Origin of the sequence: Vibrio sp. 10N.239.312.C11, from assembly GCF_041466065.1 — a bacterium.
GTDB classification, from domain to species: domain Bacteria; phylum Pseudomonadota; class Gammaproteobacteria; order Enterobacterales; family Vibrionaceae; genus Vibrio; species Vibrio tasmaniensis_A.
The window spans coordinates 34210-47813 of sequence record NZ_JBFSRZ010000016.1; the positions used below are offsets into that span (position 1 = coordinate 34210).

The following is a 13604-nucleotide window of genomic DNA, read 5'->3' on the forward strand; positions in this document are numbered from 1 at the left end:
GAATTGGTATCGACATAGCGCCGATACCAATCTTGTTTCTTTAAACGTAGCTCTTCTTAGTAAGCTAGCTAATGATTTTAGAGCTTACTAAAGGTGCTTCACGCGACGTTTAACTTCTTCTTGCTTACCGAAGTTAAATGGTCGTGCATCTGGGCTACCAAGGTAACCACAAACACGGCGTGTTACCGATACTTTTGTTGAGTCATGGTTGCCACACTTAGGACACGTAAAGCCCTTACTTGTACAATCAAACTCTCCGTTGTAGCCACATTCGTAACACTCATCAATAGGCGTGTTGGTGCCGTAGTAAGGAACACGTGTGTAGCTGTAATCCCATACGTTTTCTAGCGCTTCGATGTTCTTCTGCATGTTCGGGAATTCGCCGTAACAGATGAAACCACCGCTAGAGATTTCTGGATAAGGCATCTCGAAATCGATCTTGTCGTATGGGTTCACTTTCTTCTGTACGTCTAAGTGGAAGCTGTTGGTGTAGTAACCACGGTCTGTTACACCATCAATTACACCAAACTCTTTGGTATCTATGCTGCAGAAACGGCTGCATAGGTTTTCACTTGGTGTGCCGTATAAGCTGAACGCGTAACCTGTCTCTTTTGTCCAAGATTCCACTTCACGCTTCATGTACTCCACCAGCTCAAGCGCTTTAGCACGCATTTCGCCATCGTCATACAGGTGAACGTCTGTGCCGTAAAGTGCTGTCATCGCTTCATGGATGCCAATGTAACCGAGAGAAACAGACGCACGGCCATTCTTGAAGATATCGGCAATAGAATCGTCTGCTTTCAAGCGAACGCCACAGGCACCTTCCATGTATAGGATTGGAGCAACACGCGCTTTCACGTTTTCTAGACGCGAAATACGAGTTTCTAGAGCGCGACGAGCTAGCTTCAATTTTTCATCAAGCAGTTCGTAGAACTTAGCCATATCTTGTTTTGCGTTAATAGCAATACGTGGCAAGTTCAAGCTAACAACGCCTAAGTTGTTACGGCCTTCATGAATCAACTCACCGTTTTCTTCGTAAGTATTCAAGAAGCTACGGCAGCCCATAGGCGTTTTAAATGACCCTGTCACTTCTACCACTTTGTCGTAGTTAAGAATGTCTGGGTACATACGCTTAGATGCACACTCAAGCGCTAATTGCTTGATGTCGTAGTTTGGATCTTGCTTCTGGTGGTTCAAGCCATCTTTGATTGCAAATACCAGTTTAGGGAATACCGCTGTTTTGCGGTTCTTACCCAAACCTGCAATGCGGTTCTTCAAGATAGATTGCTGGATAAGTTTTGAACCCCAGCTTTCGCCTAGACCAAAACCAAACGTAACGAATGGTGTTTGTCCGTTAGCCGTGTGTAGCGTGTTTACTTCGTATTCCAAAGACTGGAATGCGTCGTAACACTCTTTCTCTGTACGAGATATAGCAAAAGCTTCTGGGCTGTGAATGTCCCATTCTTTCGCTAGTGATAGGTGTTTCTCGTAACTCGCCATTACGTAAGGTTCTAGAACCTCGTCGATACGGTTAATCGTTGTACCGCCGTATATGTGGCTTGCCACTTGCGCGATGATCTGTGCAGTTACCGCTGTCGCCGTAGAGATCGATTTAGGTGTGTCGATTTCCGCGTTACCCATCTTGAAGCCATGCGTTAACATGCCTTTAAGATCGATAAGCATACAGTTAAACATTGGGAAGAACGGTGCGTAGTCTAAATCGTGATAGTGAATGTCACCACACTCGTGAGCTTGTACGATATCACGCGGCAAAATGTGAGTTTTTGCATAATGCTTAGCCACGATACCCGCCAGCAAATCACGCTGAGTTGGGATAACTTTGCCATCTTTGTTGGCATTCTCATTGATCAGATCAACATTGCTTTCTTCGATCAGACCTTCGATCTCGCGAGTTAAAGCGCTTTGCTTTTCACGTGCGATGTCACGGTCATGACGATATTCAATGTAGGCACGAGCAAGAGACTTGTATGGTCCCTGCATTAGCTCGTTCTCGACCATGGTTTGAATTTCAGAGATATGAACTTCATCGTAGTCTTCGAGCTTCAACTCAACTGCTAATGCCACATTCAGAGCATAAATAGCAATTTCCTTATCGGTTTTGTCTGATGCTGCTTCCACTGCAGCTTGGATGCGATCTCTACTGAATGGAGCTCTTGAGCCATCACGCTTGATTACGATTGATTTCACCACTTCTCCTTACTCTTGAGGTATTCACAGACTTATCCACAAACACACTATAGAGCGATTTATCGTTTAACTAACACTAGATATTGTGGCGTATTTAACGAGAACCACCAACATTGAGTATTGATTTGGATCAATAAAATAGGCACGCCGAACAAGATAAATCCAATATTATTACGTGAGATCTCAAGTCGAAAAGAAACAATGTAACAATAAAAAAACTGCTAAAAAGAGTTGAATTTTCGGTAAGTGTTGTAGGATAACGGCTCAACTATATTGCACACCAAAATTAGGGATATTTGGGATGAAACGACTTCAAAACTGGATAATGTTAGGCTGCTTACTCAGTAGCCAAGCATTTGGCGAACCTTTAACCATATCCAGTTGGAATATCGAATGGTTATCAACCAATGAGGCTGTGAATAAGTTTTCTGACCAACGTGATCAAGCGGATTTCGATAAGCTCGAACAGTATTTCCAATCCTTAAATGCGGATGTGGTCGCTTTTCAGGAAGTCGACGACGTCAATGCCATTCAGCGCATCGCTGGCGATCAATACAAAATCTTGATGTCTGACCGCGCATTGCCCAAAAACAGTAACCGACAATTCAAAGAAGTGAACCAATATACGGGCTTCGCGGTTCGTAAAGGAATCGCTCTCACTGACTACGCTGACTTTCCTCTGGAAACGAGTGCTAACAGCAAGCTCAGATTTGCCAGTTATATGGTTGTGGAAACGGATTCAAATCCAATTCACATGTTGTCAGTGCACTTAAAGGCCGGATGCAGCGGCGCTTACAAGTCGAACCGTGACTGTTCAAGGCTCAAAGACCAAGCTCAACAACTGAATAAGTGGATACAGCAAAGAGAACGTAAAGGCGAAGACTACGCGATTCTGGGCGACTTTAACCATAACCTCTCCTACTCACGAGATTGGATGTGGAAAGATATGGCGCAAAATACCGATGCTCAGTTGGCAACAAGAAAAACTCGAGCAGATTGTAAGGTGCGCTCAAACCGCAATAACCATCGCACGCATCAATTTCGTTCGGTGATTGACCATATTGTGGTGAGCAAGTCCTTGGATGCCTCTCCTGCGAAACAAAAGGTATTTGAAACGCAAGATGTTCAGGACTACAAACTCAGTGATCACTGCCCAGTTTCAACAACGATCAAACAGTAAGTTATAGATAACTGCAGATTGTAGATAAGTGCAAATAATAGAAAACAGTAGATATAGAACGAGGCTGACTGGCTTTTTACTTAAAGCGGGTCAGCCTCTCTATTTGGTCAGATAAGAGCGAATCCTATCAGCCATGCAAGAAATGGTAGGCGCACTGCTAGCAGCTTTTATTGGTTCGACCCGCCAGCCACATTCCCACCAGCATGCTTAAGACGAACAGCCATACCGTTGGGTTACCCCCACTAAGGCTGGTTACTGCAGGGCCCGGGCAAAAGCCTGCAATCCCCCAGCCTAAACCAAAAGCAGTTGAACCTAAGATCAACTTTCTATCTATTAGTGGATTATTACTGCTATCTAAAGGTTCGCCATTGACGGCTTGAGCGCGCTTTTTAATGACCAAGTGATAAAACGGAGCGAAGACCAATAACGCGCCACCCATGACGAATGCCAAGCTAATGTCCCAGTCGCCAGCAATCTCTAAAAACCCAAGTACTTTGTTCGGGTCAACCATGCCTGAAATGATCATACCTGAGCCAAAAAGAATACCTGCGACCAAACCGATAACGATAGTAAGTGAAGAGTTTTTCATTACGCCCCCAAACCGATCAAGTTCTTAGCAAACACAGTTACGATTGCCACACCCATGAATACACAAGTAGCGATGATTGAGCGCTTGGACAAACGAGCCATCCCCACAATGCCATGGCCGCTAGTACAGCCATTCGCCATCTTGGTACCAAAGCCCACCAATAATCCGGCTATGATAACCACTGCGAAGTTGATCTCTTCTAATTGCGGAAGTTGGTAGCCTGTTGGAATCAATAACCAGCCGCTCACGACCATTCCGACAACAAAAGCAAGTCGCCAATGTTTTTCGGTTTTCTCAATGCTGGAGTCCGAGTTCGATTCGGATCCTGATTCTAATCTTTTGTTCTTTCTCGACGGTAACAAGCGGCCAACAATACCGCTAATTCCTGCTACTCGCCCTATTCCTAACATAAGAATAATTGCCGACGCGCCTAACAACATGCCACCGAACAATGCATCCCAAGGTATTAAACTCATCACTGACCTCTCTCATAACGTCGATTAACTCATCATCCTCAATTTAAATTAGAGTTTACTAATAAATATAAATTAGTCAATGCTAATGTATTGCTAGAATGTTTCGGTTTGTAAGTCTGGAATTAATAAGCGTCCTGCATGAAAAAAGCCCCTAGGCGTTAACCTAAGGGCTTATTATTTGATTCGGTTTATTGTGTCAGTTACTTAGTCTTGTTCTTTTCAGCTATCCACTGCGACATATACTTGGTGCTCGCCATGCTGTGGTGCTTAAGCATCGAACCAAAGAAGTTATCCAGTCGATGAGATTCAAGATCGGACTCTAACGCCGTTAATCGCTCAATCAATGTGTCGCCGAGTTGATTCTGCTCGTAGTGCGCTTCAAGGATTGAATGACATTGGCTTTGTGCTTTAAGCCACTTCTCTTCATCTTTGTATAAACCGACAGCTTGTTCAACAAACTCGTCGATGTCACCAGCCACTGCGCCCGGCCATTGCAATTCTCCTTGTGGTAACATGCCTTCGCTGCCGATTTCACTCGTCACGTTCGGAGTTTGTAACTTCATCGCATCAAGCAACTTGCCTTTAATGCCCGCGCCAAATCGGAGTGGTGCAACACACACACGAGCTTGCTCCATCACTTCTTGAGCGTCTTTCGCCCAACCTTTGATATGGAAACCGGTTTTAGGGTTGTGCAAAGCCGTTGCTTTCGGCGGCGGGTAAGATCCGTAAATATGAAGTTCAGTTTCAGGTAACTGTTTACGAATTTTCGGCCAAATCTTCTGTAACTGAAGCACAGCATCCCAGTTCGGTGCGTGTCTAAAGTTACCTATCGTCATGAAATGCTTACGTTCTTCAAAGCTTTTCGTGGTTTCAGGAAGTGTATTAAGATCAACCATGAACGGCAAGTGATGAAGCAGTTTTGGATCGATATTGAACTCAGATTTAAGCAGATCCATCTCGTAACTTGAAATGATCAACGAAAGATCACAGCGTAAGATTGCGGCAATTTCACGTTTAGCCAAGTCACTGTACAAATGCGCTTTGGTCAGTTCAGTCTCTTTCTTAACTGCTTCATGGCGCGCGTTACGTAGGAACTGTAAGTCTTCCGTATCCAGTAACTTAAAGGCATTCGGACATACTTTTTCCACGCGCCAACCAAACTGCTCTTCCATCATGAAACGGTCAAACATCACGACATCGGGTTGCAGCTCTTCAATGTACTGGTCAAAGCTATCGCAATTTAACTGTATAGATTGGCTCGTGATGCCCTCTTCAGAGAGATCGATCATGTGCTCGGTTTCTTGAGCTGGCGTTGCAAATTCAACGGACCAACCTTGTCTCTTGAACAGGCGTAAAAGAGACATCATATGGCTGCCAGCCGCCGATGAATTCGGTTCTGGCCAAACGTAGCCAATTGCTAAAACTTTCTTCAAAACACTTCCTAAGAAATAACAAAAGGGACTGTAGAAGTCCCTAATTAAACGTAAATCGATTTATACCGCTGATTATAATTGGTTCTAAGAACTCAGCGATCAGATTCGTTCACCCACATTGCGAGCTATCATAAGCACTTCATCCGCAGAGTACAGGTTTGAAATCGTGGTTTCGACTTCTGCACCCAAAGTCGATTGATAAAGCTTTTGTGCAAAATTGTCTGCTCTGGTGGTCACTAGCACGTGTTTGAGCATCGAGCCTTGATCCGCCAGATGCTGTTTTACCTGCGGCAGGGAATCTAGAATCAGCGTTTTACCCAATCCTTGCCCCTGCGCGCTTGGTAACACGGCAAGTTGCTCTAGTTCTAAAACAGCTTCAGGTCTAAACCCGCTTTTCTGAACCCAGATGATGTAACCCACGATCTCACCTTCGTTCTCTGCAACGAAGTTAAGAAAGCGTGGTGCTGCATTTAAGTTACATTGTAACCAAATTTTTGAGTTTTGCTGTCGAACAAAAGTAGCTTGGTGAACTAAAGCCGCCCCATCGAGGTCGGCTTCTGTCATTAAACGAACTTGCACAATGCTGCTACTCGTTTTCAGAATTAGGCCGCGTTTTACAGTGTAAAATGGCTCTTTCTAAAAGCTCTAAAGCAGATTTATCCGCTTCTGGCAGCTTAGCGTCCGATTGGCCTAACGGTTCAACTCGGCTACCCCATTTAATATGACCAGCGCCCCAAGTTAAACCGGCTCCGAATGCCGCCACAAGGATGTTTGAGTTAGGTTTAACAAAACCTTGCTCTAACGATTCACACAGTGCGATTGGCACAGTCGCTGCGGATGTGTTGCCGTAGTTTTGGATGTTAACAAACGCTTTCTCGCGCTCAATACCCGCCATATCACACAAGGTCTGGATGATTCGGATGTTGGCTTGGTGCGGAATCACAACATCGATATTGTCGGTTGAGATGCCAGTACGGCTTAATACTGTGTGTGCCGCAGCGCCCATGCCTTTCACTGCACGCTTGAAGATTTCTTTACCTACGAAATCAAAGTCCCAGTAGCCATTATCTGCAGCAAAGCGATCCATAGAAGTACCGAATTTTGGTACCGCTAAAATGTCACGGCCTTCGGCGTCACAACCGATTTGCGCTTCTTGTAAGCCAACCTGCTCTTCAGTGCGAGATAGAACCACAGCACCTGCGCCGTCGCCAAATAGAACCGCAGTATCACGCTTGGTCCAGTCGATGAAGAATGAAAGACGTTCTGCACCCACAACAATGGCATTGCGGTAGTTGCCCGCTTGAATCAGTCGAGTTGCGGTTTCAACGCCATAGATGAAGCCAGTACACGCTGCGTTAAGGTCGAAAGCCGCTGCGCTCTTGATGCCTAGGTTCTGTTGAACTTTAGACGCAGTATTTGGAATAAGGGAATCTGGGCTGCACGTCGCGATGATCACGAGGTCGATATCTTCGGCAGTAAGACCAGCACACGCCATTGCGTGTTGAGCAGCAACAGTCGCTAACTCAGAGGTATTTACATGACTGATACGACGGTTTTCGATACCAGTTCGAGTTCGAATCCACTCGTCAGACGTATCAATGAAAGTGCTTAGATCATCATTGGACAGCACGGCTGGTGGTAGACACTTTCCCCAGCCAGTAATTTCGGCGTAAAATTTTGTCATCATTTACCTATTTATTGTTTGTTTTTATTTAAGTATCGTATTCTAGTTTTAAACAGTATAAGCGCTCCGTGCGTGATTCGTAAATCGCGTTAGACACGGAGTTACAATAAAAAGAGAAAGTTATGTCTACATTCAACACACGTTGCCCTTCTTGTAATGGCGTAAACCGAGTTCCTTCAGAAAGAATTTCAGAAAGCCCAACCTGCGGTAAATGCAAAACAGCATTGCTCGATGGCGCTCCTATCGAGGGAACGTCACTTAATTTCCAATCTATTTTGAATAGTTCACAGCCAGTGGTTGTCGATTTCTGGGCAACATGGTGCAACCCATGTGTTGGCTTTGCGCCAGTGTTCAGTGACGTTGCTAAAGAGCGTTCAGGAGATATTCGATTCGTTAAGATTGATACTGAAGCTCAGCAACAGCTTGCCGCGATGTACCAAATCAGAAGCATTCCAACCGTGATGGTGTTTAAAGATGGTAAACGTGTCGATACGATTAACGGTGCATTACCAAAAGGTCAATTTGATCAATGGCTTAATCAAGCTCTAACCAAGTAACACTATTATTTAAGCTATCGTTTAAGCGATTGAATTAACTTTTGCTTTATTCTAAGTAAGCACACAAAAATAGGTTAGAGAGTCTTATCAAACAAAGACTATCTAACCTACTGTTTTATTTATGGTTATCACTTAACTTCTTGAATTAAACCACAGCTTCGCCTTTCGCTCGAATACTAGACTCTTGCTTACCTAGTCTGTATTCCTTTTTGATTTGATCTGCGACTTTTTCGGCAATCATAATGGTTGGCGCGTTTGTGTTTGCCCCAATCAATGTCGGCATCACAGAAGCATCAATAACTCTTAAGTTATTCAACCCATAGACTTTCAGATTGTTATCTACCACGGCTAATGAATCACTGTTAGGGCCCATTTTACAGGTCCCGACTGGGTGATACTGAGTGTCTGCACGGTTGCGAATATCTTGCTCGATAGCCTCGTCATCACTGGCGTCTACTGGGTAGAAAGCATTACCACGGATGTCGTCAAACGCCGAACTCTCTAACATTTGATACTGCTTCTTCCAGCCCTTAATCATTATCTCCATATCTTCAGGATGACTGAAAAACGCAGGTTCGATCTTAGGCGGATCATAAGGATCATTACTATTGAGCGTTACGCTGCCGTTGCTTTTCGGACGCAACAAGGTGACATGAGACGTAAAACCATGACTGGTATGGATTTTTCTTGCATGGTCATCGACAACAGCGACCACAAATACAAACTCTAAATCCGGCACCGCGATATGATCTTCGGAACAAAGAAAACCTATCCCCTCTGCAAAATTACTGCTCATCTTGCCACGGCGTTCTTTGTGCCATAGCGGCAGAGCTTTGGTCATTTCAGAGGCCATTTGTAGCGAGATACCAAAAGTTTCACGCTTTTCACTGCACTTGTACGAATGCACCAAGTCGATATGGTCTTGGAGGTTCTTGCCCACTCCAGGCAACTCATGAACCTGCTCGATGTCATGCGCCTCCAAATCGTCTTTAGCACCGACACCAGACAGTAATAACAACTGGGGAGAACCAAATGCACCAGCAGATAGAATCACCTCTTTGTTACATTGGATCTGATAACGCTGTCCGTTAAAGCCATATTCGACTCCGACCGCTTTCTTACCTTCGAACAAAACTTTATGTGTGGTTGCTTTGGTCACGACCGTAAGATTTGGTCTCGAAAGGTTTGGCGTTAAGTAAGCCTTGGCAGCACTGCACCGTTCGCCATTCAACTGGGTTACCTGCGTCGGCATCGCCCCAAACTGAGCAGCACCGTTGATGTCTTCATTACGGGGAACCCCTATCGACTCACACGCCGTTAAGTAACGTTCCAACATCGGACTTGGCGATCGAAGGTTAGCCACGTTCAGAGGACCACCTTGGCCGTGAAACTCATCTTGGTGAACTTCGTTATTTTCCGCTTTCTTAAAGTAAGGCAAACACGAATCATAGTTCCAACCTGCATTACCCAAGCTTTCCCATGTATCGTAGTCGGAACGGTGTCCACGTGCGTACATCATGGCATTGATAGAGCTAGACCCACCAAGTGTCTTACCTCTTGGTTGATAACCTTTACGACCATTCAAACCCGGCTGTTCAACGGTCTCAAAGGCCCAGTTGTTTAGCTTAGTTGGCATCATCGCGGCTATACCTACGGGTGTATGGATTAATGGGCTTGTGTCTTTACCACCTGCTTCCAATAGGCAAACCGTGACATTGGGATCTTCAGACAGCCTTGCAGCCATTACACATCCTGCCGAGCCCCCGCCAACAACAATAAAATCATAACTATCCATTTGCCTATCTCCATTGGGTGTAACTCTCGTTTACGCTATTGCCGTGATTGATAACACCATACGAATGAACATTTTACGCAGGTATTTGTAATCATCAAGTTGAACACAACACCATTCCTCTCTGGCCTGCTCTACGACGTTACGTATGTTCATGAAGCACCAATGAGCTTAACTTTCTTCGCTTGAATTATCGTGATGATCAACAACCATCACGGATGACCTACGCGGATGATTGTATCGCTTACAAAACCATAATTAACATAATCCTAATGGCTTTTTGACCACATAAAATCTCGCCAAATCGTAAATTCCGCTATGGTATTTTAGCTCAAGATCTCGATAAATTTCTTTTATCTTAACGACTATTTTTATTCGTTTTACCCAATTCAGTTTCTCCCCCATAGTCGCGGAAAATTCATCGTTTCTTTCACTATTTAGAGGCTCCTGCATTGGACAACATCCAACCAACAACTCGCATAACTGTTCCGGTTATTGCATTGTCTTTTTACGCGATCGCTTCAGGCTATTTAATGAGTTCATTACCATTAATGTTGTCTGAGTATGGCTTAGACAAAAATCTATCGAGTTGGTTGGCGAGTGCATTCTATGCAGGACTTTTAACCGGTACGTTATTGATTGAACGTGCGATTGCACGTGTTGGTCACAGAGATGCGTTTGTTATCGCTCTGGCTATTTTTATCGCAACGATCCTCGTATTACCACTCATCCCACATCAAGCTGTATGGTTATTAGCCCGCTTTGTCGCTGGTGTAGCGGTTGCAGGTATCTTTGTGATTGTAGAGTCTTGGTTAATGAGCGGTGACGAATCTCAGCGCGCGAAACGCTTAGGCGTTTACATGTGTTCGCTATACGGCGGCTCTGCCGTTGGCCAACTCGGCATCGGTTACCTTGGTATTACAGGTGGCGTACCTTTCATTGCAATGTTCACCTTGTTGTTTGGTGCAATCATTGTGTTGATGTACGGACAAGCGACAGCACCACAAATTCACGATGCGCAGTCTTTATCATTAAAGCAAATCAGCAAACTGAGCCACAGCGCTTTGATTGGCTGTATTGTATCTGGATTAACACTTGGATCTATTTACGGGCTGATGCCTGTTGAGCTTGCTCAACGCAACATCGCACACCAAGATATTGGTGGTTTGATGGCGTTAGTGATTATGGGTGGTATGGCCGTTCAACCAATGGTGACATGGTTATCTCATCACATAGGACAAGTGTTATTGATGGCGCTGTTCTGCTTACTAGGGGTTGCAAGCATTGGTGTACTAACGATTAACCATGATTTTTATGTTCTTGGTATGAGCTTGTTTGTGTTAGGTATGGCGACTTTTGCACTTTACCCAATCGCGATTAACTTGGGTTGTCGTAACTTAGACCCGAGCTATCTAGTGTCAGTAACTCAGGTTATGTTGTTGTGTTACAGCATCGGTTCTGTCGCTGGCCCATTGGTTGCAGATAGCTTTATGGATTCACAAGCGGGATTATTCACTTACCTGTTCGCGTCTCTACTCGCTACAACGATCTACATGTTGATTGCTAGCTTAAAACGCTCTCCTCTACAGATTGCAGGCGAGTAAGTTCGAATGGCAACTATCCTCCTCAGGTAGGATAGTTGCCTCTAGAGCTCTTAGTTATGACTTTCCGTCTAACGAAGAGCTCTTTTTGTTTGATGACTTCTGAGCAAAAGTCGACAAAAAGCATCAATACTAGAAATAGAGGTGTTCTTCAGGTTAAGGCTGAAATATGTAGCCTTCACCAGTAATGGTAATGATTAGGCCATCCCCGAATAGTGATCTGATCTCAGATATCGCAACAATCACTGACGAGTTAGTGACTGACCCATTCTCCCAGCCAATCTTCTTCAATTGCCCGACACTGAACAATTTCCCTCGGTTTTGATTCATAAACAGAATGATCTTACGATACGCTAAAGGCATGGTAGCCAGAACATAACCGTTTTCAACATTGCGTATGAGTTTGGTGTCGAGTTCAACTATTTTTCCGTTGAGTTCAAGTATTACGTTGTGTTCAGAGTGGTGAGTATCTATTACAGGATAGGCGTCCATTTTTATACAATTCCCTTACGATATAGCCAGCAACAAAGTTAAATTCCGTCATTTTTGTATAACGTCGCTTATAAGTGGACGTTTAAAATCGAAGATAATGAAAGCAGCGTATACGGTAAAGAGATTAAATTTTTATTATTAATATATGAACAGGATATCAATAAAGGGTAATTAATCCTCCAGTACATAACCTTCGTTGGAAACCGTTTTTATACAACGACAGTCTAAGATCCTTCTTATCTCGTAGATAGCAACCAATACTGAAGCTGATGTCACGGCTTTACCCGCCCAACCTACACGCTTCAAAACTCGCTTACTGATCACATGTCCTTTATTTTGATACAAGTAAAAAAGAACCTTACGATGAGGCTCTGAAAGCGTCCCTATTATCGAGCCACATTCCTGCTTTCTGACGATCCTCGTATCAGATTGAAACTCTTTTTTATTTAGAACCCACTTAGACGGAAGTTTAAAATCGTCTACGTGATTCGCTATTTTTGGTATGGATTCCTCACGCTTCATAAGCAGTCGTCTTTTAAGATATTTCCAATATTATCGAATGGTACAAAAATACTAAATTGATAGATCACTTAATACCGTACATTTACTGCAAAATTGATCTTGTGGAATTATTCTAAGAAACGAATTTTTAGTGGAAAACCAGCACTACCCGGGAAGTCGATGGCTTTTACGGTATTGGCTTGGAGATAAACCAAAATGCTTTTTAAAGCGATGTGAGAAGTTATAAGGATCTTTGTAACCCAAACGGTTGGCAATCATCGATACCGACCAATCTTGGTATTTTAACAAGCTGGTCGCTTTATCCATTCTTAGTTGAATCAACTTGCTGCGTGGGGATAGGTCGAAGAGCGTTTTGGTAACTCGATTAAGCTGCTCTTCGCTGATAAACACCCTTTGAGCCATACCAGCTACTGTCCATGGTTGATGCAGACTACTTTCAATCTCATTATAGAGCGCTTGAACACGAGCGGTGGTGCTTGTTGATTTGGGTTCAAACCCCGTCAACGTTCGGACTATTTCACTCAAGAGTAACTTACGGTAACTGGCTCGGCCCCCTATCTCAAAGTAAACCAAGTTCATTAATGACCAGATCTGCTCACACTCTCCAAAAGGCACAATCCCCTGACCTAAACTTGCTATGTGCTGCCACTGCTTAGTATCGGGGGTCAACATCCACGCCATTTTCCAATAGTTATATTGCGGGTCGAGTTCAAAACGAAATGGGGTTCCGGCAGGAAGAACCACCAGCGTATACGGTGTAATCGCTTGTACTGATCTCGTGGTTGTTAGAATGCCGCCACCTTCCATAGTGAAAATCAACGTATGAACATTAACGGATTCTCGCTCAACCCAATAACCATCGTATAGTTTTGCCATACCGCCCATATAGACACCAAAGCTTTTCATCTCTGGGATATCTTCAACGGTCAAAAAACGTTCTTTGCAATGTTCCGCGAGAAAAACATCATCTTGCCACGTTGATTTAGGCTCCATGGCATCAATGACGGATTCGCACAGGTTTTGTTGTTTTTTAAACATGTTGTTACTTCGCTCAAATCACTATAGTTCTG

The 13604-nt window shown here is 44.0% G+C and carries 15 protein-coding genes; 3 read left to right on the forward strand and 12 right to left on the reverse strand.

The genetic code is table 11. The annotated features are described in order from the left end of the window. Nucleotides 1–87 precede the first annotated feature (87 nt). Nucleotides 88–2208 (reverse strand): anaerobic ribonucleoside-triphosphate reductase, encoded by a 2121-nt coding sequence (gene nrdD / locus AB6D07_RS09360; protein WP_009845338.1) that lies wholly within the window; start codon nucleotides 2206–2208, stop codon nucleotides 88–90. 301 nt (nucleotides 2209–2509) lie between these two features. Between nrdD and AB6D07_RS09365 the strand changes: the two genes are divergently transcribed. Beyond that, nucleotides 2510–3388 carry an endonuclease/exonuclease/phosphatase family protein gene (locus tag AB6D07_RS09365; RefSeq protein WP_017102119.1) on the forward strand — a complete coding sequence of 293 codons (879 nt, stop codon included), beginning with the start codon at nucleotides 2510–2512 and terminating at the stop codon, nucleotides 3386–3388. 157 nt (nucleotides 3389–3545) lie between these two features. On the opposite strand, the gene AB6D07_RS09370 is transcribed toward AB6D07_RS09365, so the two are convergent. The 5 genes from AB6D07_RS09370 to AB6D07_RS09390 all read right to left on the reverse strand — a co-directional run bounded on the left by AB6D07_RS09370 (nucleotide 3546) and on the right by AB6D07_RS09390 (nucleotide 7570). Further along, a complete protein-coding gene (locus AB6D07_RS09370; protein WP_017102118.1) occupies nucleotides 3546–3977 on the reverse strand; it encodes a YeeE/YedE family protein in 432 nt (143 codons plus the stop codon). After that, nucleotides 3977–4453, reverse strand: a complete 477-nt coding sequence (locus tag AB6D07_RS09375) for a YeeE/YedE family protein (RefSeq protein ID WP_017101877.1) — start codon at nucleotides 4451–4453, stop codon at nucleotides 3977–3979. The genes AB6D07_RS09370 and AB6D07_RS09375 overlap by 1 nt, the downstream gene beginning before the upstream one ends. A gap of 200 nt (nucleotides 4454–4653) precedes the next feature. Next, nucleotides 4654–5886 (reverse strand): glycosyltransferase, encoded by a 1233-nt coding sequence (locus AB6D07_RS09380; protein WP_372091811.1) that lies wholly within the window; start codon nucleotides 5884–5886, stop codon nucleotides 4654–4656. A 99-nt stretch (nucleotides 5887–5985) separates the two neighbouring features. After that, a complete protein-coding gene (locus AB6D07_RS09385; protein ID WP_029222761.1) occupies nucleotides 5986–6450 on the reverse strand; it encodes a GNAT family N-acetyltransferase in 465 nt (154 codons plus the stop codon). 22 nt (nucleotides 6451–6472) lie between these two features. After that, nucleotides 6473–7570 carry a ketoacyl-ACP synthase III gene (locus tag AB6D07_RS09390; protein ID WP_017097618.1) on the reverse strand — a complete coding sequence of 366 codons (1098 nt, stop codon included), beginning with the start codon at nucleotides 7568–7570 and terminating at the stop codon, nucleotides 6473–6475. Nucleotides 7571–7692: 122 nt separating this feature from the next. Between AB6D07_RS09390 and trxC the strand changes: the two genes are divergently transcribed. Then, nucleotides 7693–8127 (forward strand): thioredoxin TrxC, encoded by a 435-nt coding sequence (trxC, locus tag AB6D07_RS09395; RefSeq protein WP_017097619.1) that lies wholly within the window; start codon nucleotides 7693–7695, stop codon nucleotides 8125–8127. Between the two features lie 145 nt (nucleotides 8128–8272). Here trxC and AB6D07_RS09400 read toward each other — a convergent pair whose 3' ends face one another. From AB6D07_RS09400 to AB6D07_RS09410, 3 genes are all read right to left on the reverse strand, one after another. Next, nucleotides 8273–9922 (reverse strand): GMC family oxidoreductase, encoded by a 1650-nt coding sequence (locus tag AB6D07_RS09400; RefSeq protein ID WP_372091810.1) that lies wholly within the window; start codon nucleotides 9920–9922, stop codon nucleotides 8273–8275. A gap of 30 nt (nucleotides 9923–9952) precedes the next feature. After that, nucleotides 9953–10075, reverse strand: a complete 123-nt coding sequence (locus AB6D07_RS09405) for a hypothetical protein (RefSeq protein ID WP_261879051.1) — start codon at nucleotides 10073–10075, stop codon at nucleotides 9953–9955. A gap of 102 nt (nucleotides 10076–10177) precedes the next feature. After that, on the reverse strand, nucleotides 10178–10372 hold the full coding sequence (locus AB6D07_RS09410) for a hypothetical protein (RefSeq protein WP_017102115.1): 195 nt from the start codon (nucleotides 10370–10372) through the stop codon (nucleotides 10178–10180). Between AB6D07_RS09410 and AB6D07_RS09415 the strand changes: the two genes are divergently transcribed. Next, nucleotides 10372–11523 carry an MFS transporter gene (locus AB6D07_RS09415; protein ID WP_017102114.1) on the forward strand — a complete coding sequence of 384 codons (1152 nt, stop codon included), beginning with the start codon at nucleotides 10372–10374 and terminating at the stop codon, nucleotides 11521–11523. The two genes, AB6D07_RS09410 and AB6D07_RS09415, sit on opposite strands and share 1 nt — an antisense overlap. 153 nt (nucleotides 11524–11676) lie before the next feature. Here the strand turns inward: AB6D07_RS09415 and AB6D07_RS09420 are convergent, their stop codons facing one another. The 3 genes from AB6D07_RS09420 to AB6D07_RS09430 all read right to left on the reverse strand — a co-directional run bounded on the left by AB6D07_RS09420 (nucleotide 11677) and on the right by AB6D07_RS09430 (nucleotide 13572). Further along, nucleotides 11677–12012 (reverse strand): winged helix-turn-helix domain-containing protein, encoded by a 336-nt coding sequence (locus tag AB6D07_RS09420; RefSeq protein WP_012600601.1) that lies wholly within the window; start codon nucleotides 12010–12012, stop codon nucleotides 11677–11679. Between the two features lie 171 nt (nucleotides 12013–12183). Continuing rightward, nucleotides 12184–12357 (reverse strand): winged helix-turn-helix domain-containing protein, encoded by a 174-nt coding sequence (locus AB6D07_RS09425; RefSeq protein WP_240798054.1) that lies wholly within the window; start codon nucleotides 12355–12357, stop codon nucleotides 12184–12186. A 321-nt stretch (nucleotides 12358–12678) separates the two neighbouring features. After that, the gene (locus tag AB6D07_RS09430) at nucleotides 12679–13572 is read right to left on the reverse strand and encodes a helix-turn-helix domain-containing protein (RefSeq protein ID WP_017102113.1); all 894 of its coding nucleotides are present in this window, start codon (nucleotides 13570–13572) and stop codon (nucleotides 12679–12681) included. Between the last annotated feature and the right edge of the window lie 32 nt (nucleotides 13573–13604).